We start from the raw sequence: 25515 nt of genomic DNA on the forward strand, positions 1-25515 counted from the left end.
CCCCGCTTCCTGCGGGGAAATGCAGGTGCAAGGCCTGCCCGGCGCTCCGCTCATGAGCCCCGTCCCGCAGCTGCGGGACGGGGCTCATGTTATTGCCGCCTGCTCACGGCTGCGCGGGCATGGTCCAGCAGTTGGAGCTCGTGGCCTTGCCCTTGAGCCGGTCGGCCAGCCAGTCCACCGCGTCACCCTGGTCGGTCAGCAGCGGCGCCAGGTGGTTGGTGAGCAGCTTGTCGCCCAGGTTCGGCAGCCTCACCGCCTTGTAGGTGACGTCGCCGCCCTTCTTGCACCAGTCCACGGCCAGTTGCCGCGCCTGCGCGTGCGGCACGATGTCGTCCTGCGTCCCCGTCACCACGCGGACCGGGCCGGTGGGCTTCAGCCGGCCGAGACGCTGGTCGTCCAGGACGGCCTGGGCGGCGGGCTCTCCCGCGATGATCTCGCCGACGGACTTCCCGTTCTTCGTCCACGTGGTGCTCCTCGTGAAGCCGTAGCCCAGGATCGCGTCGCCCACGCAGGTGGTGGAGATGTCCTTCAGCGCCTTGCGCCCGGCGTCGTTCAGGTTCGCCTCGACGACGTCCCGCAGCGCCGGCGACGCCTGCGCGAAACCGTTGATGGACCAGCCGAGCGCACCGGCCAGCGCGCTGCCGTCGATGCCCTTCGTCACCTCCGTCAGATCGGCGGGCGGCGCGCCGCTGTAGGTGCCGACGAGCGGGACGTCGGGCGCGTAGCCGCGCTGGAGCTCGGCCGCCGCGGCGCTGGCCCCGCCGCCCTGGCTGTAGCCGTACATCCCCACCCGGGAGGCGGCGGTGACGGACGCGCCGGGCACCGAGCGCGCCGCCCGGGCCGCGTCGAGCATGGCGTGGCCCTCGTCGACGCGGTTGACGTAGGTGTGCAGCCGGTCGGTGACGCCGAGGCCGACGTAGTCGGTGACGACCACCGCGGCGCCGGTGGCGAGCAGCCGGTAGACCGCGAGGGTCTCGTAGCCGAACGACACGGTCTGCCCGGTGAGGGTCAGCGGGTTCTCCAGGGCGAGGGAGGGCGCGCACTGGTCGCCCTGGCCCATGGTGCCGGAGCCGACGACGACCAGGGGGCGCGGTCCCGCGCCCGTCCAGTCGGCGGACGGCTCGATGTAGGCGCCGGTGACGGCCACCGGCTGCCCGTTCGAGTCGGTCGAGGTGTACATCAGGCGGGTGGCCGTGCCCGGCAGCCGGCGGCCGTCCAGGCCGGGCAGGCTCAGCCCGAGGCTGAGGGGCTCATGGCGGATCAGCTTGCCGTTGCCCGAGGGGAGTTCGGCGGGCGGGGTGTAGAAGGCGGGGATGGTGACACCCCGCGACACGACGGGGTCGGTCGCCGCGGCGGGCGACGCGGACGCGCACACACAGGCCGTCGTCGCGACGACGGTGGTCAGCACGCTGCTGATACGGCTCACGGCTCTCTCCTTGCTGCGGCTGCAGAAGATGAAGTCGAAAACTAACAGCGCTCACTTACCGCCGGTAACCCGCCAGTAAGTTACGGACCGGTAACTTTTGTGGACGTCAGGACGTGCGGGATCCAGACAGCACAAGGAGCGGGCCCCGCCGAGGAGTTCGACGAGGCCCGCTCGGGTGCGGAAGGAGAGCTGTCAGGCCGTGTGCAGCGTCAGCCCGTAGCGGTTGAGGATCTCGTTGACCGGCTGGAACCAGGTCTCGCCCCCGCTGGAGCAGTTGCCCCAGCCGCCGGAGGTGACGCCCTGCGCCTGGTCGCCGCTGATGAACGACCCGCCCGAGTCACCGCCCTCGGCGCACACGCTGGTCTTCGTCATCTGGTGCACCGAGCCCTGGGCGTAGTTCACGGTCTCGTTCTTGGCCAGCACGCGCCCGCAGTGCCAGTGGGTCGTCGAGCCCGAGCGGCAGATCGAGGCGCCGACCGGGGCCTCGGCCGAGCCGCGCACCAGCTGGTCGGAGACGGTGCCCCAGCCGAGCACCACCGGCACGGTCCACCAGCCGCTGCCCACGTTCACCCAGGCGTAGTCGTTGTCCGGGAACGAGGAGCCCTGGAAGTTGCCGATGTACGAGCCGTCCCAGCCGCGCACCTGCTGGCCGGCGCCGCCGCAGTGCCCGGCGGTGACGAAGCCCCCGTGCACCGAGAAGCCTATGGAGCAGCGGACGTTGCCCGTGTAGTACGGGTCGCCGCCGACCGTGCCCGCGGCGAACGTGGACGGCGCGTCCGCGACCGTCCGCACGGTCACCGGACCGGCCGCGCGCGCCTTCCGCACGAAGGCGCGGACATCGTTGTCGGCCCGCCGGTCCTCGACCACGTTCACCACGACCGTGTTGGCGGCCGGGTCCACGGACCAACTGGCCACGCCCGCGGGGGCGTCGAGCCGGTCGAGGCGTGACTTGGCCGTGTTCAGCAGCCGTTCGGTGTGCTCGACGGTGCGGACGGTGGCGCCGGACTCCCGCAGGGAGCGTACGGTCGTGGCGTCGGCGTCCGGGGTGACGGCGACCGTCAGCCTGCCGCTCCGGGCGTCGAACCAGGCGCCCCCGTAGGCGGATCCGGCGGTCTTGCGTGCCTGGGGCGCCAGCGCGGTGGCCCGGCGCTCGGCGGCCAGCCGCTCCTCCGCCTCGGCGCGGGTCAGGCCGAGGTCGCGCCGCATCGCGTCGAGCAGTCCGGGGGAGGCGGGTGCGGAGGCGTCGGCCGCGGCGGAGGCGGGGGTCTCCTGTGCGGAGGCGGGGAGCGTGCCGGCCGCCGCCCAGCCGCCGATCAGCAGGGCGGCGGCCATGGCCGCCTGTGTGAGTCGGGTGCGTCGTCTCATGGAAGGTCGCCCTTCGTCGTTCCAGCAGAGGTGGGGGTGGAACACACACGTCTGAGAGCGCTCTCGAACGAGTCGGGGCGAAGCCTAGCGACTTGATCATGGCAGGTCTATGCCAAGTTTCCGGCCGTGTGGCCGACGGCAGGTCCCGGGGCCCTTACTCCACGGGTACGCGCACGGTGAGGAGGGCGACGTCGTCGTCGTTGCCGGCCGGGCGGGTGCGCTCCAGCACCAGGTCGGTGAACCGGCCCGGCGGGTGGTCCGCCAGCGCGGCCGCGTGCCCGCGCAGCAGCTCCAGGCCCTCGTCCAGCGACCGGCTCGGCTCCTCGATCAGACCGTCCGTGTAGAACAACAGCGTGGCCCCGGGCGGCACTTCGGCCTCACCGTCGGGGCGCGGACGGTTCAGGGCGGTGCCGAGCAGCAGGCCGTGCCCGCCGGTGAGGAACCGCGCCTCGCCGTCCCGGGTGACCAGCAGCGGCGGAGGGTGCCCCGCGTTGGTCCACGACAGCGACCACCGCCCGTCCTCCGCACGGGACATGCGGGCGAACAGCAGGGTCGCCATGGTGACGTCGGTGATGTGCATGGCCGCCCGGTCCAGCCGGGACACGATCACGCTGGGAGGATCCTGCTGGAACCAGGCGTACGCCCGCAGCACGTTGCGGATCTGCGCCATGCCCGCCGCCGCGTCCAGGTCGTGCCCGACGACGTCGCCGACGGCCAGCGCCGTCGCCCCGTCCGACAGTACGAACGCGTCGTACCAGTCGCCGCCCACCTGCGACGCGTCCGGGGCGGCCAGGTACCGGGCGCTCATCTCCAGGCCGGGCACCTGCGGAAGCTGCGGCAGCAGATGGCGCTGCATCGTCTCGGCGACCGTGCGCTGCCGCTCGTAGAGCCGGGCGTTGTCCAGCGCCAGGCCGGCCCGGCGGCAGATGTCCTCCAGCAGCGGCAGGTCGTCCGCGGTGAACGCCTCCCGCTGCCCGGTGCGTCCCAGGGTCAGGGCGCCCAGCACCTCGCGCACGCCCCGGATCGGCGCGACGACCGCCGAGTGGATGCCGGACTCCGCGAACAGGCGGGCCTGCACCGCCCCGAGCGGGGAGTCCGCCGCCAGCCGCGGGGAGGGCCCGGCCAGTGCGGGGGAGACCCCGCGCAGCGCCCGCGCCAGCGGCACCGGCGAGTCCTCCGGGACGGGGGAGAGGGAGCCCTCGAGGTCCTCGCGCCGTACCAGGTCACCGCCCTCCGCGTGGACCACGGTCGACCGGCGCACTCGGCCGCGCTCGGTGACCAGGTCGACGGCCGCCCAGTCGGCGAGCAGCGGCACGACCAGCCGCACCAGCCTGCGCAGCGCCTGCTGGACGTCCAGGGTGGCGGTCAGCTGCGTGGTGGTCTCCGCCAGCAGGGCCAGCCGCTCCAGCTCGGGCAGCGGACTGCGGAACCGGTCGCCCGGGGTGCGCGTCTCCTCCGGGTCGTGCGGCGTGTGGAAGAGCACCAGCGTGCGGGCCGCCCCGTCGTCCGTGCGGCACGGGGTGACCAGCCAGGACACCTGGAGGAGCGACCCGTCGCCGCGCTCGAACCACTCCTCCTCCGACTGCACCGTCCGGCCCGCCATGTACGCCTGCCGCATCCCGCACTGGGCGCGCGGCAGGGTGGCGCCGTACCGGCTGCGGTGCAGCAGCTCGTGCGCGTCATGGCCGACGAAGTCCCCGGCCGACCGCCCCAGCAGCTTCTCGGCCTCCGCGTTCACGGCCATGACCGTGCCCTGCGCGTCCACCACGTACGCGCCGGCGTCGAGGGACGCCAGCAGCGAGGTCAGCGACGCCGGCCCGGGCCGGGCGGCACCGTCCGCCGTGTCCCGCGGGTCGTCGCGCGTCATGCCGCACCACCCGTCCGGCGGGCGGCCCGTTCCCGCTCCGTCACGTGACGCACCTCCCGTGCTCCGCTCCGGCCCGGCGCCTCCGCCCGGTCACCCTTGCGGACGGATGCAGGCCCCGGGTACCCGGGGCACCGCGTCCGTCTCTCCCCGCTCCGCCGTCTCCCGTGCTGCCCGGTCACGTGCCGTCCCTCTCCGCCCGTCCTGCCCGGCGCGCGGCGGAGGCCGCCTCGCGCTCCGCCTCCGCCAGTTCCTTCGCGGCCGCCCGGTCGCGCTCCCGCGCCTCGCCGAGTGCCGCACGTGTCCGCTCCCGTTCCGTACGGGCCCGCGCGAGCTGTTCCTCCAGGGCGGCCTCCCGCTCACCCGCCTTCCGCTCCTGCTCATCCGCCCGTTCCAGCGCCGCCGCGGCCTCCTCGCGGGCCGCGCGCCGCTCGCGCAGCCGCGCCTCGGCGGTCCGCGCCTCCTCCCGGGCCCGGGCGGCGCGCTCCTCCCGCTCGGCGCGCCGCCGCTCGGCCGCCTCGTCCTTCTTCTTCCGTGCCGCCTGGTCCGTACCGGACGTCCGGGCGCGTGCGGGCTCCCGCCGGGCCGGCGCGGCGGCGACCGCCTCCGCGCCGAACTCCGACGGAGGGGTGAGCACACCCTCCACCCGCCCCGCCTCCCACACCGCGGCGGCCTCCGGGTCGGCGAGCACGGCCCGCAGCGTCGTCTCGACGTCCCGCTGCACCGTGTCCGACAGCGGATGACCGGCCTCCCGCGCCAGCGCGGCGGCCTGCCGCGACATCTCCGAGACGATGCGCCGCCGCTGCGCCGACAGCTCCTTCAGACCGCTCGGGTCGAGCGTGGCGTAGGCCTCCCGCAGCGCCCGCCCCAGCTCCAGGAACCGCCGCGCCTCGTCGGGCCGTGACCGCCGCAGCAGGTTCGCGGCCCATCCGGCGAGGGTGGGACGGCGCGCGGCGTGGATGCGGCGGGCGTCCTGGGCGCGGCGCCGCGTCCGGGCCCGCGCCGCGCGTTCCTCCCTGCGGGCGACGAACTCCGACGGCGGCAGCGCGTACAGCTCGTCGAGGACCGCCTCGACGTCGTCCCCGGGGCCGGGCCGCCCGTCCACGCGCCGCATGATCCCCACACAACACCGAACCCGGCGCGGCCGCACATCGGGACGGGCCGCTCGTCGGACGGTCATGGCCGGAGGGTTCACAGCCGCTCGCCGGCCACTTCGTGGTCGTCGGGGGCCGGCCCGGCGCCGTTCGCCCTGGCGCGGTGCAGCCGCAGCCGGTCCAGGCGGGAGATGACGGGCGTGGCGCTCACCCCGTGCAGCACCACCGAGGCCACCACCGTGAACGTCACCACCGCCCACAGCACCTCGGGGGGCACCCCGAAGTCGTGGGAGTCCAGCGCGTACGCCAGGTAGAACAGGGAGCCGATGCCGCGGATGCCGAAGAAGGCGGTGACCACCCGCTCGCGCGGGCCCGCCGCCGCGCCGAACTGGGCGGCCCACCCGGTCAGCGGGCGGACGACGAGCAGCAGCAGCACCCCCACCGCCGCGCCCTGCCAGGTGAGCGGGCCCAGCCAGCCCTGGGCGACGAACGCGCCCAGCAGGAACAGCAGGACCGCCGTCAGCAGCCGCTCGATCTGCTCCACGAAGTCGTGCAGCACCGCGTGGTAGCCGTGCGCGCGCTCCGCCGCGCGGATGCGGCAGGCGGTGACGAACACGGCGAGGAAGCCGTAGCCGTGCACCAGCTCCGTCACCCCGTACGCGAGGAACGTCGCGGCGAGGGCGACGAACCCCTCGCTGTGCTCCGACAGCCGCATCGCCTGCCACCGGGCCCGGAAGAACAGCCGGCCCAGCAGCGCCCCGACGGCCAGCCCCGCGGCCACGCCCGCCGTGCACTTGTACAGCACCTCCACCAGCAGCCAGTGGCCGACGCCGCCGCCGGTGATCTGCCCGCCCGCGGCGGCGAGGGCCGTCGCGGCGGCGACGAACGGGAAGGCGAGCCCGTCGTTCAGCCCCGCCTCACCGGTCAGGGTGAAGCGGACCTCGTCCTCGTCGTGCTCGGCGTCCGTGGGCTCACCGACCCGCACCTCGGAGGCGAGCACCGGGTCGGTCGGCGCGAGCACCGCCGCCAGCAGCAGCGCGGCGGCCGCCGGCCAGTCCAGCAGGCCCCAGGCGAGGGCGGCGACGGCGGCTATGGTCAGCGGCATCGTGATGCCGAGCTGCCGCCACACACCCTGCCAGCGGAGGCGGCCGAAGGGCCGGTTCAGGGCCAGGCCCGCGCCCATGAGCGAGAGGACCACGCAGATCTCCGCGAGGTGCTCCACCCACACCCCGTCCGCCACCGGGTCGATCTCCGGCAGCGGGAGCGGCAGCAGCTGGACGGCGGCGCCCAGCGCCAGGAACACCAGGGGCAGCGACAGCGGCCTGCGGGCCAGCAGCCGCGGGAGCACGGCCGCGCCCAGGGCGACCGCACCGAGGAGGGCGAAGAGGAAGTCTGCTGTGCTCACCGCTCACGTGTGCCCCCGCCTCCCGTGACGTACGCCCGTGTCGGTACGCGGGGTTACTCCCGCCGTGGGATGTCCGGGCCGGGCGGACCCGGCACCGTGGACGGCGTGACACTCGACCGTCCCGCACGCCGGGTCTTCCTCGTCGTCCATGTCGTCGCCTCCGCCGGCTGGCTGGGGCTCTCCGCCGGGCTGCTCGCGCTCGGCCTGGCCGCGAACACCACCGGGTCGGCCGCCACGGTGGAGGCGGCCGTGCGGTCCATGCGGCTGTTCGCCGACTGGCTGCTGCTGCCGATCGCGCTGCTGACCCTGGCCAGCGGTCTGGTCCTGTCCCTGGGCACGCCCTGGGGGCTGGCCCGGCACCGCTGGGTGTGGACCAAGTTCTGGCTGACCCTCGCCACCACCACCGCGACCGCCTTCGTGCTGCGGCCGGGCGTGAACGAGGCGGTGGCGGCCGTGTCCGCCGGACACCCGCTGCCCGACGGCGGCGACGTCCTCTTCGGGCCGGTGGTGTCCCTGTCCGCCTACGTCTTCATGACGGTGATCTCGGTCCTCAAGCCCTGGGGCCTGACCCGCCGCGGCCGGCGGCTGCGGAAGACGGCCCGAGAGCGGACGCCCGCCGAACCCGCCCGCGTCTGACGGGCGGGGACGGCGGGCGGCGCCCCCGCGGCCGGGCGGCGTCACCTCACAGCGTGCGCTCCAGCCGGTCCGCCATCAGCCCCACGAACCGCGCCGGGTCCTTGGGCCGGCCGCCCTCCGCCACCACGGCCAGGGTGTACAGCAGTTCGGCGGTGTCGGTGAGCTCCGAGCGGTCCTCCCGCTCGGAGTACGCCTCGTTCAGCCCCTTCACCAGGGCGTGGTCCGGGTTGAGCTCCAGGATGCGCTTGCTGTGCGGCACCTCCTGGCCCATGGCGCGGTACATGTTCTCCAGCGCCGGAGTGAGGTCGTCCGCGTCGGCGACCAGACAGGCCGGGGACCGGGTGAGCCGCGTCGACAGACGCACCTCCTTGACGTCGTCGTCCAGCCGCTCCCGCATCCAGCCGAGCAGCCCCGCGTACGACTCCGCCTGCTGCTTCTGCTCGTCCTCGCTCTTGTCGTCCTCACGGGCGTCCAGGTCGATCTCGCCCTTGGCGACCGACCGCAGCCGCTTGCCCTCGAACTCGCCGACGGCGTCCACCCACACCTCGTCGACCGGGTCGGTGAGCAGCAGCACCTCGATGCCGCGCTCCCGGAACGCCTCCATGTGCGGGGAGTTGTCGATCGCCTCGCGGGACTCGCCGGTGATGTAGTAGATGTCGTCCTGGCCCTCCGGCATCCGCTCCGTGTACTGCTTGAGCGTGACCGCCTCGCCGTCCTCGCGCGAGGAGGCGAACGACGCCACCGCGAGCAGCGCGTCCCGGTTGTCTGGGTCGGTGACCAGGCCCTCCTTCAGCACCGCGCCGAACTCCCGCCAGAACGTCGCGTACTTCTCCGGGGCCCCGGTCATCATGCTCTTCACCGAGGACAGCACCTTCTTGGTGAGCCGGCGCTGCATCATCCGGATGTGCCGGTCCTGCTGGAGGATCTCGCGGGACACGTTGAGCGAGAGGTCCTGCGCGTCGACCACGCCCTTGACGAACCGCAGGTACGCCGGCAGCAGCGCCTCACAGTCGTCCATGATGAACACGCGCTTCACGTACAGCTGGAGGCCGTGCCGCATGTTCTGCCGGAACAGGTCGTGCGGGGCGTGCGACGGGACGAACAGCAGGGCCTGGTACTCGAACGTGCCCTCCGCGTGCAGCTGGATCGTCTCCAGCGGCTCCCGCCAGTCGTGGCCGATGTGCTTGTACAGCTCGTGGTACTCGTCCTCGGACACCTCGTCGCGCGGACGCGCCCACAGCGCCTTCATCGAGTTCAGCGTCTCGGGCCCGGCCGCCCCGCCCTCGTCGTCCTTCCCGTCCTTCTCCCCGACCAGCCGGACCGGCCAGGTGATGAAGTCCGAGTAGCGCTTGACGATCTCCTTGAGCTTCCACACCGAGGTGTAGTCGTGCAGCTGGTTGTCCGGGTCGGCGGGCTTGAGGTGCAGCACGACGGAGGTGCCCTGCGGCGCGTCGTCGACCCGCTCCAGCGTGTACGTGCCCTCGCCGCGCGAGGACCAGCGGGTGCCCTGCCGCTCGCCGGCCCGGCGGGTCACCAGGGTCACCTCGTCGGCGACCATGAACCCGGAGTAGAAGCCGACGCCGAACTGCCCGATCAGCCCCTCCGCCCTGGCCGCGTCCTGCGCCTCCTTCAGCTCCTGCAGGAACTGCGCCGTGCCGGAGTTGGCGATGGTGCCGATCAGCCTGCCGACCTCGTCGTACGACATGCCGATGCCGTTGTCCCGCACGGTGAGCGTCCGGGCGTCCCGGTCGATCTCCAGCTCGATGTGCAGGTCGGAGACGTCGGCGTCGAGCGTGTCGTCGCGCAGCTTGGCCAGCCGCAGTTTGTCGAGCGCGTCCGAGGCGTTGGAGACGAGCTCACGGAGGAAGACGTCCTTGTTCGAGTAGACCGAGTGGATCATCAGCTGGAGCAGCTGACGAGCCTCTACCTGGAACTCAAACGTTTCGGTCGACATGGTTCGCGATTACCTCACTGGTCCATGAAACGCCGGATACTGGCGCGATCACTCTAGTCAATGCGGTGTCAGTTCCCGGCGGTTCCGCCGGGCCCGCCGTCCGTCGCGGGCCGGGTCACCGCCGCGTCCAGCAGGGGGCCGAGTTCGCGGGCCGCCGTCGTCAGGGCGCGGACGCTGCGCTCGGCCCGGGCGATCAGGATCGCCCCTTCGAGGGAGCTGATCATCAGCGTGGCGAGCGGACGGCTGCGCTCCTCGGGCACGCCCATGTCCGTCAGGGCGCCGGCCACCGCGCCGGTCCACCGGGCGAAGGCGGCCTCCGCGGCCTGCCGCGTGGAGTCGGCCGTACGGGCGCGGTCCACCGTGGCCGCCGCGACCGGGCAGCCCCCGTCGAACCCCTCGGTCTCGTACTCGTCGGTCCACTGGCGGACCATCTCGGCGAACAGACCGGACGGCGTCGGCTCGGGCAGCGCGGCGAGGAACCGCGCCACCCGGTTCCCGGCGTACCGGCCGGCCCAGCCGACGGCCTCGTTGACGAGCTGTTCCTTGCCGTCGGGGAAGTAGTGCTGGAGCGAGCCGCGCGGCGCCCGCGCGTGGGCGGCCACCTCGCGCAGGCCCGTCGCGCCGACCCCCTCGCGCCGGATCAGCTGGGCGGCGCTGAAGACCATCCGCTCCCGTGGTCCCCGCCCGGCCCCTGCCATCCCGGCCTCCCGCACGTCGTCCCGTCCTGCGGATCTCATCCTATGACGGCCGTCATAGCAGCCGCTACTATGACGACGGTCATAGTCGAGGGCCGGTCCACCGGACGGGGCGGCCCCGGGGAACGGTGGTGCGACATGCGCGTGGGCTTCGTCGGACTCGGGGTCATGGGCCGGCCCATGGCGCTCAACCTCGCGCGCGCCGGGACCCCGCTCGTCGTGGGGAACCGCACCCCGGAGCGGTGCGCGCCCCTGCGCGACGCCGGCGCCGAGGTGGCCGCGAGCCCGGCCGAGGTCTTCGAGCGGGCGGACACCGTGCTGCTGATGCTGACCGACGAGGCGGCGGTCGACGCGGTGCTCGGCCGCGGCACCCCCGGCTTCGCCGCCCGCGTGGCCGGACGCACCGTCGTCCACATGGGCACCACGTCCGCCGAGTACTCCGCGGCGCTGGAGAAGGACGTACGCGCCGCCGGAGGCGCCTACGCCGAGGCCCCCGTCTCCGGCTCCCGGGTCCCCGCCGAGGAGGGCCGGCTCGTCGCGATGCTGGCGGGCGACGACTCCGTCCTCGCGGACCTGCGCCCGCTGCTCGCCCCGATGTGCCGGGAGAGCTTCGACTGCGGTCCTGTGCCGGGCGCGCTGCTGATGAAGCTCGCCGTCAACCTCTTCCTGATCACCCAGGTGACCGGGCTCACCGAGGCGTTCCACTTCGCCGACCGGCACGGACTGGACCGCGCCCGCTTCCTCGACGTGCTGGACGCGGGGCCCCTGGCCAGCTCCGTGTCCCGGATGAAGGCGCCCAAGCTGCTCGCCCGGGACTTCGCGGTCCAGGCCGCCGCCACCGACGTGCTGAAGAACAACCGCCTGATCGCCGAGGCCGCCCGCGCGGCGGGGGTGGCCTCCCCGCTGCTCGACGTGTGCCACGCCCTCTTCGAGGAGACCGTGGCGGGCGGGCACGGCGGCGAGGACATGGTGGCCGTGCTGCGCGCCCTGGAGGCCCGCACCGACGTGGCTCCCGAGCCCGGCGACGGTGACCGCGCCCGGCGTGCGAGCATGGGCGGATGAGCGTTCGCCGCAGGAACAACGTCCGTGTGACCGGAGCCACCACCGGGCGTCCTGTCGTCCTCGTGCACGGTTTCGGCTGCGACCAGAACATGTGGCGTCTGCTCGAGCCGCTTCTCGCCGAGGACCACCCGGTGGTGCTCTTCGACTACGTCGGGGCCGGCCGCTCCGACCTGTCCGCCTGGCGGGAGAATCGTTACTCCTCCCTCGACGGCTACGCCCGCGACCTGGTGGAGGTCTGCGAGGAGCTCGACCTGCGCGACGCGGTCGTCGTCGGCCACTCGGTGAGCGCGATGACCGGCGTGCTGGCCGCGGCCGCGGCCCCGGAGCGCATCGGCGCCCTGGTGATGGTGTGCCCGTCCCCCCGCTACATCGACGAGGAGGGCTACCGCGGCGGCTTCTCCGCCGAGGACATCGACGAACTGCTGGAGTCCCTGGAGTCGAACTACCTCGGCTGGTCGGCGGCCATGGCCCCGGTCATCATGGGAAACCCGGACCGTCCGGAGCTCGGCGAGGAACTGACCAACAGCTTCTGCGCGACCGACCCGGACATCGCCCGGGTCTTCGCCCGCACCACCTTCCTCTCCGACAGCCGCAAGGACCTCGAGACCGTGACCGTCCCCACCCTGATCCTGGAGTGCGAGCAGGACGTCATCGCGCCCCGCGAGGTCGGCGCGTACGTCCACGCCGCCGTGCCCGGAAGCGAGCTGGTCACCCTGGACGCCGTCGGCCACTGCCCGCAGCTCAGCGCACCCGAGGCCACCGCCTCGGCGATCCGCGCGTTCCTGTCCTCAGGAGTCCGTTGAGCCCGGGCGGCGCGGACGACGCCGGCGCGGAGGCCCCCGACATCCGCCCCGCGTTCAGCTCCCTGCTGGAGGACTCGGCGGAGGACCTGTACGAGTCGGCGCCGTGCGGCTACCTGTCCACCCTGATGGACGGCACCATCGCCAAGATCAACGCCACCCTGCTCGGATGGCTCGGCCTGTCCCGTGAGGACGTCGTCGGCCGCAAGCGGTTCAGCGACCTGCTCACGGTCGGCGGCCGGCTCTACCACGAGACGCACTTCGCCCCACTGCTGCGCATGCAGGGACACCTCGGCGGCGTCGCGCTCGAGATGCGCACCGCCGCGGGCCCCCGTCTGCCGGTGCTGGTCACCTCCACCCTCAAGCGCGGCGCCGACGGCGAACCGCTGCTGATCCGGACCACCGTCTTCGACGCCACCGACCGGCGCGCCTACGAGCAGGAGCTGCTGCGCGCCCGCCGGGCCGCCGACGAGGCCCGTGAACAGGCCGAGGCCGACCGCGTCCAGCTGCGCGAGGCCCTGGCCGTGCTCCAGCGCAGCCTGCTGCCCGACACCCTGCCCGACCTCCCCGGCGTGGAGACGGCCGGCTACTACCACACGGCGTCCCCGATGGAACTCGGCGGCGACTTCTACGACCTGTTCCCGCTGGACGACACCCGGACCGCCTTCTTCCTCGGCGACGTCTGCGGCAAGGGCCCCCAGGCCGCGGCCCTGACCTCGATCACCCGCTACACCCTGCGCGCCGCGATGATCCAGGACGCGGACCCGGTGGACGACCTGCGCATCCTCAACCGGGCCCTGCTGGAGCGCTACACCGGCGACGACCCCCGCTACTGCACCGCTGTGGCCGGTGTGTTCGAGCGGGTGGGAGACACCCTTCGGGTGCGGCTCGCCTCCGGCGGCCATCCCCCCGCGCTCGTCCTGCGTGCCGACGGCACGGCCGAGTACCTGAGCACCCGCGGCGGCATGCTGGTCGGCGTCCTCCCCACGGCGCAGTTCGTCGGGGTGAGCACCGTCCTGCGGCCCGGCGACACCCTGCTCCTCTACACCGACGGCCTCACCGAGGCCCGGGTCGGCCCCGACCGGCAGCTCTACGGCTACGACGCCCTGCTGTCGTTCGCCGCCGCGCGCGCCCCGGCGGGCAGCCGCGCGCTCGTCGACGCCGTCACCGGTCTGCTGCGCTACTTCGGCGACGGCCTCGACGACGACACCGCGCTCCTGGCGATCGGCGTCCCCGCCGCCCCCTGATCCCCGCCACCCCCTGACCCCGCCACCCATCGACGCACCAGTTTCACGGAACGAACAGAGCGACCCCCATGAAACCCCTGACGATCGTCTCGTCCCGCACACCCGCCGGCCCCCTGCTGGAGGTGGCCGGCGATCTCGACCACAGCAACGCGCACGACTTGCGCGGGGCCGCCGTCGGCGCGGTTCTCCCCGCCGGGTCGGTGCTCGTGGTGGACCTGGACGAGCTGGGCTTCTGCGACTCCAGCGGCATCACCGCGCTGATCGCCGTCCGCAACCACGTGGTCGCGGCGGGCGCCGGACTGATCCTCGTGGCCGTGCCCGAGACGCTGCGCCGGCTGCTCCACCTCACCGGCCTCGACCAGGTCTTCGAGCTGCGCGACAGCCACCGCCTGCAGACGAACTGACCTCCCGACCCTGCCGGGCCGCGCCCCCGCCGTCCAGCTCCGTGCCCCGTTGACGAGGGCTGTTCGATTGCTCCTGCGCCATCCGGGGCACCCGGGATGTGCCGAAAGCGCCGCAGGTGGCTCCTGAGCCGCCGCGGGGCCGGCACAGGACTAGGGCAAGGGGAAACCGGCGGTGACGGTGCGTATCGGAGCAGAGGAAGAATTCCACGTCCTGGACGCGGAGAGCGGGCGACTCGTGCCACGGGCCGGACTGCTGTTGGAAAGACTCGGCACCAAGGGTTTCAGCAGCGAGCTGCAGCAGTCCGCGGTGGAGAGCAACAGTGAGGTCCACGACACCCTCGACGGGCTCTACGCCGACCTGTCGGGCACCCGGAGCCGTCTGGCCGCCGCGGCCGCCGCGGAGGGCCTGGCCGTCGTCGCCGCCGGCACCGTGCCGCTGGCCCGGGTGACCCCGCGCGACGTCACCGCCGACCCCCGCTTCCGGCGGATGGCCGAGGAGTACCGCCGGGTCGCCGACGAACAGCTCATCTGCAGCGCCCAGGTGCACGCCGACGTGCCCGACCGCGACACCGCGGTCCGGGCCATGTGCCTGGTGTCGCCCTGGCTGCCGCCGCTGCTCGCGCTGTCCGCCAGCTCCCCGTACTGGCTGGGTTCCGACACCGGCTACGCCTCCTGGCGCACCATGCTCTGGCAGCGCTGGCCCACCGCGGGCCCGGCCGGCTGCTACCGGGACGCCGCCGAGTACGACGCCGCCGTCGCGGAGCTGATCGGCTCCGGCGTCATCAGCGACAGCGGCATGCTCTACCAGGACGTACGCCCCTCCGCCCACCAGCGCACGCTGGAGCTGCGGATCGGCGACGCCTGCCCGCGCGCCGAGACGGTCGTGCTGATCGCCGGACTGTTCCGGGCGCTGGTGCGCGACGCCTGCCACCGCCTGGAGCGCGGCGCCGACCCGCGCTGCGACGGCCACCACGAGTGGCTGCGCGCCGCCGGCTGGCGCGCCGCGCGCTCGGGCCTGGAGGGCCCGCTGGTCGACCCGTGGACCCGCCGCGCCGCCCCCGCCCACCTGGTGCTGCGCCGCATGCTGCACCGGCTGCGCCCGGCCCTGGAGGCGTCCGGCGACTTCGCCACCGTGCGCGACCTGCTCGACGAGACCCTCGCCGCCGGCAGCGCCGCCGACCGGCTGCGCCGGACGGTCCGCGAGGCCGACCTGCCGACCGGCATCGACCTGCTCGTCACCGAGACGCGTGGCGGCCGCCTCCCGGCCCGCGCCGGCGCCCGCCGCCCGCGCCCCCGGGCCGCCGCCCCGCACGCGGGCGGCCGCTCCCGCGCCCCGCTCCACCCGGTCGTCACCCCGGGCACGCCGGGCTGATCCCGCGCACAGGCCCGCGCCGCGTCCGGCGACGGGCCCGCCACCCGATCCCCGACACAGGAGAGTGATCACTACCCCATGTCCAGGACCAGCCACGCCGCCACCCAGCAGGACACCGCCCCGAGGGACCGGGAACCGGGGGAAGGGAGGAACCACTGATGTGCGGCCTCAGCGGGGAGATACGGTTCGACGGCGGACGGCCCGACATCGCGGCGGTGGAGCGCATGACCGACCGGCTCGCACCGCGCGGCCCGGACGGACGCGGCCTGTGGTCCCAGGGCCCGGTCGCCCTCGGACACCGCCGGCTGAAGATCATCGACCTGTCGGAGTGCGGCGCCCAGCCCATGACCGACCCGGGCGCCCGCCTCACCGGCGTCTTCAACGGCTGCGTCTACAACTACCGTGAGCTGCGCGACGAACTGCACGCTCTGGGGCACCGCTTCTTCTCGCACTCCGACACCGAGGTGGTGCTCAAGGCGTACCAGCAGTGGGGCGCCGACTGCGTGGACCGGTTCCGCGGCATGTTCGCCTTCGTGATCGTCGAGCAGGACACCGGACGCGTCGTCCTCGCCCGTGACCGGGTCGGCATCAAGCCGCTCTACCTGTCGGCCACCTCGGAGCGCCTGCGGTTCGCCTCCTCGCTGCCCGCCCTGCTGGCGGCCGGCGGCGTCGACACCTCCCTCGACCCGGTCGCCCTGCACCAGTACCTGAGCTGGCACGCCACGGTCGTCGCGCCCCGCACGGTCCTCAACGGCGTCCGCAAGCTCCCCCCGGCCACCGTGCGCGTCGTCGAGCCCGACGGCACCCAGCACGACCGCCGCTACTGGCACCCCCTCCACACCCGCCGCCCCGAGTTCGCGGACCTCACCGCCGACGACTGGACCGACGCAATCCTGGACGCGCTGCGCACCGCCGTGCGCCGCCGCATGGTCGCCGACGTGCCGGTGGGCGTACTGCTCTCCGGCGGCCTGGACTCCAGCCTGATCGTGGCCCTGCTCGCCGACGAGGGGCAGCGGGACATGGCGACCTTCAGCGTCGGCTTCGAGTCCGAGGGCGACGAGGACGGCGACGAGTTCCACTACTCCGACCTGGTGGCCCGGCACTTCGACACCCGCCACCACCAGCTGATGGTGCCCTCCGACCGGGTCGCCGGCGCCCTCGACGGAGCCGTCCGCGCCATGAGCGAACCCATGATGAGCCACGACGTGGTCGCCTTCCACCTGCTGTCCGAGCAGGTCGCCAAGGAGGTCAAGGTCGTGCAGAGCGGGCAGGGCGCCGACGAGGTGTTCGCCGGCTACGACTGGTACCCGGCGATGGCGGGCGCGCCCCGCGAGCGGGCCGCCGAGGCGTACGTCGACACCTACGCCGACCGCTCCCACGCCGACATGGCGGACGTGCTGCGGCCCGAGATGCTGCCCGACCGGGACACCTCGGCCGAGTTCATCCATGAGCACATGGCGCAGGACGGCGCCGACACCGCCCTCGACGCGCAACTGCGCCTGGACACGCTGGTGATGATGGTCGACGACCCGGTCAAGCGGGTCGACAACATGACCATGGACTGGGGCCTGGAGGCCCGGGTGCCCTTCCTCGACCATGAGCTCATGGAACTCGCCGCCGCCTGCCCGCCCGAGCTGAAGCTCGCCGACGGCGGCAAGGGCGTTCTGAAGGCCGCGGGCCGCCGGGTGCTGCCGCGCGAGGTCGTCGACCGGCCCAAGGGCTACTTCCCGGTCCCGGCGATCCGGCACATGGCCGGACCCGTCCTCCAGCGGGTCCGCGACACCCTGACCGCGCCCGAGGCCCGGGCCCGCGGCGTCTTCCGTGAGGAGTACGTCGAGCGGCTGCTGGCCGCGCCCGACGCCCACCGCACCCGGCGCGGGGCCAACTCCCTCTGGCAGATCGCCCTGCTGGAGACCTGGCTCCAGACCCACGGGATCCGATGACGGCGACCCGGAACCCCGGCAGCGCGCTGTACGCCCCGGAGCCCGCCCCCCTGGCCGACGCCTCGGCGCCGTACGACCTGCCGCCCCCGGCGGTGCACGGCTGCTGGTACCCCTCCGCCGACCCGAGCGGCCGGCACGTGGCCTTCATCTGCGACCGGGCCGGGGTGCCGCAGCTGTGGACCGGCCCGGTCGACGGCGCGGAGGTGCGCCGGCTCGACGCCGATCCGCACCCCGTCACGGAGGTGTCCTGGTCGCCGGACGGCCGGTGGATCGCCTACACCACGGCGCCCGGCGGCGGCGAGCTGACCCGGGTGCTGTGCGTACGCCCCGACGGCAGCGGCCGGCACCTGCTGGCCGGCGGCGAGTCGGGCACCTCCGCGCGGCTCGGCTGCTGGCAGCACGACGGCTCCGCGATCGCGGTGACCGTCACCGAGTCCGCCCCGCCCGGACAGCCCGACCGCCCCCACGCGGAGGCGCCCGGACCGCCCGGCACCGAGCACGCCCCGCAGTGGGCGGGCCGCGACGGCCGTGCCGTCCTGCTCGACCCGGCCGGAGGACGGCTCCGGCCGGCCGACGGCGGGGTGCTGCCCGGCTCCGGCCGGGAACTGGAGGAGCGGACGCTCTCCGCCTACCTCGTCGACCCGGAGGGCACCGCCGCGCCCGTCCTGCTGTTCAGCGAACGCGGCGCCGCCAACCAGCGGGTGTGCGACCTCAGCCGCGACGGCCGCCTCGCCCTGGTCTACCGGGGCCCGCGCGGACGCCGCGAGGCCCTCGTCGTCCGCACCGAGGACTCCGCCGTGACCTGCGCCTTCCCCGTCGCCGACGGAGACCCCTGGGTCGGCGGCTTCTCCCCGTCCGCGGGCACGCTCTGGCTGCGCAGCGACGCCGGACGCGAGTACGCGGCCCTGCTCGCCGCCCATCTCGGCCCGCGCGGCGAACTGCGCACCACCCGCGTCGTCGCCGAACGCGAGGACTGCGGCCTGGAACTCCTCGCCCTCGGCCGCGACGGCCGCCGCGCCGTGCTGGCGTGGAACCGGCACGGGGTCAGCGACCTGGAACTGCTCGCGCTGCGGTCCGCCCCGCCGCACGGCACCGGGACGGGCGCCGCGCCGCCGCCCTCGGCCGGCGACGCGCGCCGCGTCGACCTGCCCCACGAGGTCGTCACCCGGATCGCGCCCACCGCCGACCCCGACGCGCCCGTGGTCGCGCTGTCCGGGTCACGGCGCCACCCCGGCGTGTGGTGGCTGCCGCACGGCGCGCCCCTGCGCACCCCCTGGTCCTCCCGCGACGAGGACGCCTTCCCGCCCGGCCTGACCCCGGTGCGCCCCACATCCGTGCGGCCCGTCGCCCGGGACGGCCTCCAGCTCGGCGGCTGGTACTACCGTGCCCCCGGCCGCTCGCCCGGCGAACCCGCGCCCTGCGTCCTGCATCTGCACGGAGGGCCCGAGGAACAGGAACGCCCGGTCCTCGAACCCCTCTACCTGGAACTGCTCAGCCGCGGCCTGGACGTGTTCGCCCCCGACGTCCGCGGCTCCTCCGGCCACGGCCGCAGCTTCGTCGACGCCGACCTGGGCGCCGGACGCTTCTCCGCGATCGACGACGTCGCGGACTGCGCGGCGCACGTCATGGTGCACGGCCTCGCCGACCCCCGGCGGATGGCCGTGATGGGCCGCTCCTACGGCGGCTACCTCACCATGGCGTCCCTGGTGTGGCACCCCGACCTGTTCCGCACGGGCGTGGCCGTGTGCGGCATGTCGGACCTGACCACCTTCTTCGCCGGGACCGAGCCGTGGATCGCGCAGTCCGCCGCGCACAAGTACGGCCATCCGGAACACGACCGGGACCTGCTGCGCGCCCTGTCGCCCATGAGCCGGGTCGACGCCCTGCGCGCCCCGCTCCTCGCCGTGCACGGCGAGCACGACACCAACGTGCCGCCCGGCGAGTCCGAGCAGTTCGTGCGGGCCGCGCGGGAACGCGGTCTTGAGGCGGAGCTGCTCCTGCTGCGTGACGAAGGTCACGACTTCCGCCGCGCGGACAACCGCCGTCTCTTCCGGCGCACCGCAGGTGACTGGCTCGAGCGGCACCTGGCGCACTGACCTGTCGGACGTACCTGTCACACTTCTTGGGCGTGCGGGGGAGCGATGCGGGTAGTCGCGCGGTGTGATCGAGTAAAGGCGGACCGGATGGATTCAGTTCCTGTCGACGAGGGGAAGACGGTGACGGACGCACCCCGGCTGAGGGCTTCCTACGCCCTGGACGCCGAGGGCGCGTGGATAGCGCAGGCACGCCACCTCGCGGCCGAGTTCCTCGGCCGGGCCCGGACGGAGGACGGTCTGCCGGTGCCGGAGCGCGTGGTGGAGATCACCCAGCTCGTGGTCAGCGAGCTGGTGACCAACGCCCGCAAGTACGCGCCGGGCCCCGTCGGACTGGACCTGCGGGTGTTCGGCGACGCCGTCGAGGTGGTCGTCCACGACGGCAACCCGGAGGCGCCGCGGCCCCGGGACGCCGACCCGGGCCGTGTGGGTCAGCACGGCCTCGAGATCGTCATGGCCGTCGCCGAGGCCCTCGACGTGCGCCAGGAGGCGGAGGGCAAGAGCATCACCGCGCGCATCGCCCTCTCCGCCTGACCGTTTCCTCTTCGCGGTTCTCCCCCTTCCGGCCCCTCAGTTCTCCGCCCGGTCCCCCGGCGCCGTCCCGCACCCGCTCCAGGTGGACCAGGGCGCTCGCCCAGTCGCCGCTCGGCAGACCGAGATCCAGCCCGTACTCCGTCAGCACGGTCGCATGGTGCACCGTGCCCGTCGCCGTGTCCCGGAAGCGCGCGCCCGGCGGCAGGCCGCGCAGCCGCAGCGGCACCCGCGGGGCGCCGTGCCGAGGGCTGGCGCGGAAGGCCAGCACCACCGCCTCACTCCCGTCGGAGGCCGCGTACTGCACGGCCGACGGGCCGTCGCCGTACGGGTCGCCGAGCCGGTACTGGTCGCCGTGCTGCACCAGGTGCCGGATCTCCTTGTAGCGGGCCACCAGCTCGGCGGCCTCGGCCAGCTCCCCCTCGCTCCAGCGGGTGAGGTCGCCGCCGAGACCGAGCAGCCCGGCCATGGCCGCGTGGAACCGGAAGCGCAGCGGCACGGACAGCCGGGTGAGCTGGTTGGGCACGTCGGTCACCCAGGCCGACATCACCCGCGCCGGATACACCTGGCTGAAGCCCTGCTGAATGCCCAGCCGGTCCACGGCGTCGGTGTTGTCGGACGTCCACGCCTGGTCGGTGCGGGCCAGGATGCCCAGGTCGACCCGGCCGCCGCCCCCGCTGCACGTCTCGATCCGCAGCTCCGGGTGCGCCTCCCGCAGCCGGTCCAGCACGCCGTACAGATGGTGCACGTAGCGTGTCCACAGCCGGTCGTTGCCGTCCTCCGTGCCCGGCCAGCCGGACTCGCCGAAGACGCGGTTCATGTCCCACTTGAGGAAGTCCACCCGGTGCTCGGCCACCAGCCGGGTGAGCCAGTCGAAGGCCCAGTCGGCGACGTCCCGCCGGGCGAAGTTCAGCACGAGCTGGTTGCGCAGCTCGGAGCGCGGCCGGCCCGGCAGGTGCAGCACCCAGTCGGGGTGCGCCCGGTAGAGGTCGCTGTCCGGATTGACCATCTCCGGCTCCACCCAGACGCCGAACCGCATGCCGAGCCGGTGCACGGCGTCGGACAGCGGCCGCAGCCCCCGCGGGAAGCGGTCCGGCGTCGGCGTCCAGTCGCCCAGGCCCGCCCGGTCGCTGCGGCGGGCGCCGAACCAGCCGTCGTCGACGACGTACAGCTCCACCCCGAGCCGGGCCGCCCGCTCGGCGAGCGCGAGCTGGCTCGCCTCGTCCACGTCGAAGCCGGTGGCCTCCCAGGAGTTGTAGAGCACCGGCGCCGTCTCGCCGGCGTGCCGCAGCACATGGGTCCGGACGTACGCGTGCCACGCCCGGCTCGCCGCCCCGAAACCGCCGTCGGTGAACAGCCCGGCCGACACCGGAGCGGTGAACTCCTCGCCCGGCCCGAGCGGCACGCGCGTCCCCTCGTGGCCCACGCCGCCGGTCAGCCCCGCCCGCCCGTCCGGAGTGCGCTGCACGGTGATCCGCCAGCTGCCGCTCCACGCCAGGGCCGTGCTCCACACCCGGCCCCGGTTCTCGTCCGCGGTGCCGTCGTCGAGCATGGTCCAGGGGTTGGCGTGGTGGCTGGTGATGCCGCGCCGGCTGGTCAGCACGGTCTCCCCGTGCGGCAGCCGCTCCCGGCGCAGCCGCGTCTCCGCCGACCACTGGCCGGTGACATGGCTCAGCCGGTAGTCGGCCAGCGGCGGCAGCGTCCACGCGGCGGAGTCGGCGCGCAGCAGGTCCACCCGCTGCTCGCCGTCGTTGCGCAGCACGGTCCAGCGTTCGATCACGTCCGTGTCCGCCCGGACCCGGTAGTGCAGCGCGACCGACAGCGGGACCACCCGGTCCCGGAACTCCAGGACCAGCTCCTCACGGCCCGGCACGGAGTCGTCCACCCGGTGACCCACGGGCTCCCACTCGAAGGCGCGGGAGCCGTCCGCGTACCGCACCTGGAGGGAGGGCGGCCCGTAGCGGGTGCCGCCGTCCACGGGCAGTTCCTCGCCCACGGCCGGCCGTCCCTCGAAGCTGTTCGACGGCTCCGTGAAGGGCGCCGCGAGCGTGTCCGCCTCCTCGGGGGTGAGGCGGGGGCCCCACGCCACATGACAGGGCGCGCCGGTCTCGTCGATCCACAGCGCGTACGACGTGCGCGGGGTGGTGAGCAGCCAGACCCCGGTGTCCGGGGAGCGGGTGATGAGCGGCATGGTGCCTCACGATCAGCGTCAGGGGATTGCACCGCACACCCAAGCGCGGCCTTCGATCATGTGTCAAGAGCCGACCGGCTCCTGTATTTACAAGGTTCAAGAGCGCTCTCCGTCGCCTTCGAAAGAAAGAAGACTGCTTTCATTGACAGAGGAAAATAAGGAGCCTAGGTTCCGGGCCATGTCCTCGACCTCGCCCGCCGAGACGTTCCCGGCGCACACCCCGGCGGCCTCCCAGATCTTCACCACCGTCCTGACGCACGGCCCGCTCACCCGGCAGGAGGCGGCCCGGCGGACGGGCCTGTCCCCGGCGGCGGTCACCAAGGCCGTCCGGCCGCTGCTCGAGGCCGGCTATCTGGTGGAGGACGCGGGCGCGGAGGTCCGCCCGCCGGTCGGCCGCCCGGCCAGCCCGGTGCGGGTCGACGGCGGACGGGCGCTGTTCGTCGGGCTGAAGGTGACCGGCGACGAGATCATCGGGGTGCTCACCGACCTGTGCTGCCGCATCCGTGTCGCCCGGCGCGTCCCCCTCTCCGGCCGGGCGCCGCGCCAGGTCCTCACGGTCGCCGCGGACCTCGTACGGGAACTGCTCACCGAGGCCGAGGGGTTCGGCGTCCGGGTGCTGGGGCTCGGCATCGCGGTGGCCGGGGACGTGGATCGCGCCGCGGGGACGGTGCGCTACTCGCCGTTCCTGGACTGGCGCGACGTACCCCTCGCCGGGCTCGCCGAGGAGGCGGCCGGGCTGCCGGTCACCGTCGACAACGACGTCCGCGCCCTGACGGTGGCCGAGCAGTGGTTCGGCGACGGCGTGGGCCTGTCCGACTTCGCCGTCGTCACCGTGGGCGCGGGCATCGGCTGCGGGCTCGTGGTGCACGGGCGGGTTGTCTCCGGCGCGCACGGCGTCGCGGGGGAGATCGGTCATGTCCCCGTTGTCCCGGACGGCCCGCCCTGCCACTGCGGTGACCGCGGCTGCCTGGAGGCCGTCGCCTCCGACGCGGCGATCACCGCCCGGGTCGGCGAGGTGACCGGCGTCCCGGTCGCCGACGCCGCGGAGGCCCTCGCCCTGGCGCGCCGGGGGGACGCGGGGGCGCGCGCCGTCTACGCCCGGGCGGGGGAGGCGATCGGACGGGGGATCGCCACCGTCGCCAATCTGCTCGGCCCCGAACGTGTGATCATCTCCGGCGAGGGGCTGGCCGCGTACGACCTGTTCGCCGGGCAGATCCGCGACGCCTTCGCCGCGGCCGCCTTCGGCTCCGCAGCCCGCTGCGAGGTCCGCACCCGCCCGCTGCCGTTCGAGGAGTGGGCCCGGGGCGCCGCCGCCACGGCCATCCAGTCCTTCGTCGGCCGCTGACGCCCGCCCGCCGGGTACCGGGAGATGAACGGCCGATGAAGGCCTGCGGCCGACGGTGCCGGGCCGGACGGGTGCCGCTAATCTCACTAGCAGTCACGACATCATCACGGGTTACGTGGGAGGCGACGCTGAACACCACGACGCTCCACCCTCGACGTCTTCCCCCGCGGGGGACCCGGTTGCGCGGGCTGTTCGTCCTGGCCCTGCTCGCCGCTCTCCTCGGTCCCGTCCCCTCGGCGGCCGGGAGCGCACCGCCCCGGCACGACGTGGTCACCTGGGCGACCAGCGCCTTCCGGCTGGGCACGGGCGTGCCCGACCGCGCCTACCGGCTGGTGGTGCACACCAGCGCCGGCGGCGACCGGATGCGCGTACGGCTCTCCAACGCCTTCGGAGACCGGCCGCTGACCTTCGACAGCGTGTACGCCGGTGTCCAGCGGGAGGGCGCCGCCCTGGTCCCCGGCAGCAACCGCCGGCTCACCTTCGGCGGGCGCACGAGCGTGACGGTCCCGCCCGGCGGCCTTGTGTACAGCGACCCGCTCCCCGGCCGGGTCCGCGCCCGCACCAACCTGGTCGTCAGCCTGCACAGCCCCGACGCGGCGGGGCCCGCCACCGGACACCGGCTGGCCATGCAGACCTCGTACGTCACCCAGGGCGACCACACCGCAGACGAGACCGCCGCCCCCTGGACGAGGAGCATCACGTCCTGGTTCTACCTGGACGCCGTCACCGTCCGCACCCCCGTCCGCACCGGCGCGGTGGTGGCGCTCGGCGACTCCATCACGGACGGCTGGGAGTCCACCACGGACCTCAACCGCCGCTGGCCCGACTACCTCTCCCGCCGCCTCCAGCACTCCCTCGCCACGACCGTCCGCGGTGTGGCCAACGCGGGCATCTCCGCCAACAAGGTGCTCGCCGACGGCGCCTCGCCGAGCGCCCTGAACCGCCTCGACCGCGATGTGCTGTCCCACCCGGGCGTCCGTACGGTCCTGGTGTTCGAGGGCGTGAACGACCTCAAGGCGCACACCGGCGTCACGGCCGAGGACCTGATCGACGGCTTCCGGCAGCTCACCGACCGCGTCCACGCGGCCGGGCACTGCGTGGTCGCCGCCACGATCGCGCCGTTCAAGGGCTGGCCCGAGTGGGACCCGGAGGCCGAGGCAGTACGCCAGGAGGTCAACGCGTTCATCCGCACCGGCGGACTGTTCGACGCCGTGGCCGACTTCGACCGGGCGGTGCGCAGCCCCGACGACCCCGAGAGCATCCGGCCCGCCTACGACAACGGCGACCACCTCCACTTCACCGACGAGGGCATGCGGGCGATGGCCGACGAGGTCCGCCTGAAGGACCTGGAGTGCGCCTCGGGGCCGGGACGCTGACCCCGCCCGGCGCCCCTCTGGGAGGACCGGGCGACCCGGTGTCCCGCGCACCGGGCGCGGCCGGAACAATGCAGGTCCCGGCACGGTTCTCACTGAGGAACGTCGCAGCACACCTGGGAGAAGGGCGACACACGATGACAAGGACCGAGGAGAAGGCGCTGCTCGCGGGCGGATGCTTCTGGGGCATGCAGGAGCTGATCCGCACGCTGCCGGGCGTGCTGAGCACCCGGGTGGGGTACAGCGGCGGCGACGTCCCCAACGCGACCTACCGCGACCACGGCACCCACGCCGAGTCCATCGAGATCACCTACGACCCGGCGGTCACCGACTACCGGACGATCCTGGAGTACTTCTTCCAGATCCACGACCCGACGACGAAGAACCGCCAGGGCAACGACATCGGCATGAGCTACCGCTCCGCGATCTTCTACTACGACGACGAGCAGAAGCGCGTCGCCGAGGAGACGATCGCCGACGTCGACGCGTCCGGGCTGTGGCCGGGCACGGTGGTCACCGAGGTGGCCCCCGCCGGAGACTTCTGGGAGGCCGAGCCGGAGCACCAGGACTACCTCCAGCGCTACCCGGACGGTTACACCTGCCACTTCCCGCGGCCAGACTGGCGCCTGCCCAAGCGCGCGGCGTCCTGAGCCGACGACGGCACACGGAAGGGGGCGCCCCCGCTCGGCGGGCGCGCCCCCTTCGTCGTGCGTGC

The 25515-nt window shown here is 74.0% G+C and carries 20 protein-coding genes; 12 read left to right on the plus strand and 8 right to left on the minus strand.

The genetic code is table 11. The features are described 5' to 3' along the window. Positions 1-103: 103 nt before the first annotated feature. From ACP7TJ_RS30950 to ACP7TJ_RS30970, 5 genes are all read right to left on the minus strand, one after another. On the minus strand, positions 104-1426 hold the full coding sequence (locus ACP7TJ_RS30950; RefSeq protein ID WP_189911328.1) for a lipase family protein: 1323 nt from the start codon (positions 1424-1426) through the stop codon (positions 104-106). A 192-nt stretch (positions 1427-1618) separates the two neighbouring features. Further along, complete coding sequence (locus tag ACP7TJ_RS30955; RefSeq protein ID WP_266403577.1) at positions 1619-2791, minus strand: S1 family peptidase; 1173 nt, start codon at positions 2789-2791, stop codon at positions 1619-1621. 154 nt (positions 2792-2945) lie between these two features. Next, positions 2946-4658 carry a SpoIIE family protein phosphatase gene (locus ACP7TJ_RS30960; RefSeq protein ID WP_189911330.1) on the minus strand — a complete coding sequence of 571 codons (1713 nt, stop codon included), beginning with the start codon at positions 4656-4658 and terminating at the stop codon, positions 2946-2948. A 175-nt stretch (positions 4659-4833) separates the two neighbouring features. Beyond that, positions 4834-5769 carry a hypothetical protein gene (locus ACP7TJ_RS30965; protein WP_266551113.1) on the minus strand — a complete coding sequence of 312 codons (936 nt, stop codon included), beginning with the start codon at positions 5767-5769 and terminating at the stop codon, positions 4834-4836. Positions 5770-5846: 77 nt separating this feature from the next. Further along, positions 5847-7154, minus strand: coding sequence for a cation:proton antiporter (locus tag ACP7TJ_RS30970; protein WP_427766938.1), 1308 nt, complete (start codon positions 7152-7154; stop codon positions 5847-5849). Between the two features lie 69 nt (positions 7155-7223). Between ACP7TJ_RS30970 and ACP7TJ_RS30975 the strand changes: the two genes are divergently transcribed. Further along, positions 7224-7790 carry a DUF2269 family protein gene (locus tag ACP7TJ_RS30975; RefSeq protein ID WP_189911333.1) on the plus strand — a complete coding sequence of 189 codons (567 nt, stop codon included), beginning with the start codon at positions 7224-7226 and terminating at the stop codon, positions 7788-7790. Positions 7791-7836: 46 nt separating this feature from the next. On the opposite strand, the gene htpG is transcribed toward ACP7TJ_RS30975, so the two are convergent. Next, positions 7837-9744, minus strand: a complete 1908-nt coding sequence (gene htpG, locus ACP7TJ_RS30980; RefSeq protein ID WP_427766942.1) for a molecular chaperone HtpG — start codon at positions 9742-9744, stop codon at positions 7837-7839. A gap of 68 nt (positions 9745-9812) precedes the next feature. After that, entirely contained in the window at positions 9813-10442 is a 630-nt protein-coding gene (locus ACP7TJ_RS30985; RefSeq protein ID WP_093768892.1) for a TetR/AcrR family transcriptional regulator, read from the minus strand. Between the two features lie 135 nt (positions 10443-10577). Here ACP7TJ_RS30985 and ACP7TJ_RS30990 point away from each other — a divergent pair, with 135 nt between their 5' ends. The 8 genes from ACP7TJ_RS30990 to ACP7TJ_RS31025 all read left to right on the plus strand — a co-directional run bounded on the left by ACP7TJ_RS30990 (position 10578) and on the right by ACP7TJ_RS31025 (position 19894). Beyond that, positions 10578-11501 carry an NAD(P)-dependent oxidoreductase gene (locus ACP7TJ_RS30990; protein ID WP_390920095.1) on the plus strand — a complete coding sequence of 308 codons (924 nt, stop codon included), beginning with the start codon at positions 10578-10580 and terminating at the stop codon, positions 11499-11501. Then, positions 11498-12304 carry an alpha/beta fold hydrolase gene (locus tag ACP7TJ_RS30995; RefSeq protein WP_093768752.1) on the plus strand — a complete coding sequence of 269 codons (807 nt, stop codon included), beginning with the start codon at positions 11498-11500 and terminating at the stop codon, positions 12302-12304. The genes ACP7TJ_RS30990 and ACP7TJ_RS30995 overlap by 4 nt, the downstream gene beginning before the upstream one ends. Then, on the plus strand, positions 12301-13548 hold the full coding sequence (locus tag ACP7TJ_RS31000; RefSeq protein ID WP_189911338.1) for a PP2C family protein-serine/threonine phosphatase: 1248 nt from the start codon (positions 12301-12303) through the stop codon (positions 13546-13548). The genes ACP7TJ_RS30995 and ACP7TJ_RS31000 overlap by 4 nt, the downstream gene beginning before the upstream one ends. A 68-nt stretch (positions 13549-13616) precedes the next feature. Next, a complete protein-coding gene (locus ACP7TJ_RS31005; RefSeq protein ID WP_189911339.1) occupies positions 13617-13952 on the plus strand; it encodes an STAS domain-containing protein in 336 nt (111 codons plus the stop codon). A gap of 172 nt (positions 13953-14124) precedes the next feature. Continuing rightward, positions 14125-15324, plus strand: coding sequence for a carboxylate-amine ligase (locus ACP7TJ_RS31010; protein ID WP_266403594.1), 1200 nt, complete (start codon positions 14125-14127; stop codon positions 15322-15324). 158 nt (positions 15325-15482) lie between these two features. Then, positions 15483-17267, plus strand: a complete 1785-nt coding sequence (locus tag ACP7TJ_RS31015) for an N-acetylglutaminylglutamine amidotransferase (RefSeq protein ID WP_427766948.1) — start codon at positions 15483-15485, stop codon at positions 17265-17267. After that, positions 17264-19363 carry a S9 family peptidase gene (locus ACP7TJ_RS31020; RefSeq protein WP_093768757.1) on the plus strand — a complete coding sequence of 700 codons (2100 nt, stop codon included), beginning with the start codon at positions 17264-17266 and terminating at the stop codon, positions 19361-19363. Before ACP7TJ_RS31015 ends, ACP7TJ_RS31020 begins: the two co-directional genes overlap by 4 nt. Before the next feature lie 87 nt (positions 19364-19450). Then, entirely contained in the window at positions 19451-19894 is a 444-nt protein-coding gene (locus ACP7TJ_RS31025) for an ATP-binding protein (RefSeq protein ID WP_167741590.1), read from the plus strand. Here ACP7TJ_RS31025 and ACP7TJ_RS31030 read toward each other — a convergent pair. Next, on the minus strand, positions 19866-22082 hold the full coding sequence (locus tag ACP7TJ_RS31030; protein WP_427766953.1) for an alpha-galactosidase: 2217 nt from the start codon (positions 22080-22082) through the stop codon (positions 19866-19868). The two genes, ACP7TJ_RS31025 and ACP7TJ_RS31030, sit on opposite strands and share 29 nt — an antisense overlap. A 178-nt stretch (positions 22083-22260) precedes the next feature. On the opposite strand from ACP7TJ_RS31030, the gene ACP7TJ_RS31035 reads away from it, so the two are divergent. The 3 genes from ACP7TJ_RS31035 to msrA all read left to right on the plus strand — a co-directional run bounded on the left by ACP7TJ_RS31035 (position 22261) and on the right by msrA (position 25450). Then, positions 22261-23427: an ROK family transcriptional regulator gene (locus tag ACP7TJ_RS31035; protein ID WP_266403605.1), complete on the plus strand. Its 1167-nt coding sequence runs from the start codon at positions 22261-22263 to the stop codon at positions 23425-23427. Between the two features lie 179 nt (positions 23428-23606). Continuing rightward, positions 23607-24803: an SGNH/GDSL hydrolase family protein gene (locus ACP7TJ_RS31040; protein ID WP_427766956.1), complete on the plus strand. Its 1197-nt coding sequence runs from the start codon at positions 23607-23609 to the stop codon at positions 24801-24803. A gap of 134 nt (positions 24804-24937) precedes the next feature. After that, positions 24938-25450 carry a peptide-methionine (S)-S-oxide reductase MsrA gene (gene msrA / locus ACP7TJ_RS31045; protein WP_093768762.1) on the plus strand — a complete coding sequence of 171 codons (513 nt, stop codon included), beginning with the start codon at positions 24938-24940 and terminating at the stop codon, positions 25448-25450. Positions 25451-25515: the final 65 nt, after the last annotated feature.

This window comes from Streptomyces sp. DSM 41931, assembly GCF_050271085.1.
GTDB classification, from domain to species: Bacteria; Actinomycetota; Actinomycetes; order Streptomycetales; family Streptomycetaceae; genus Streptomyces; species Streptomyces albogriseolus.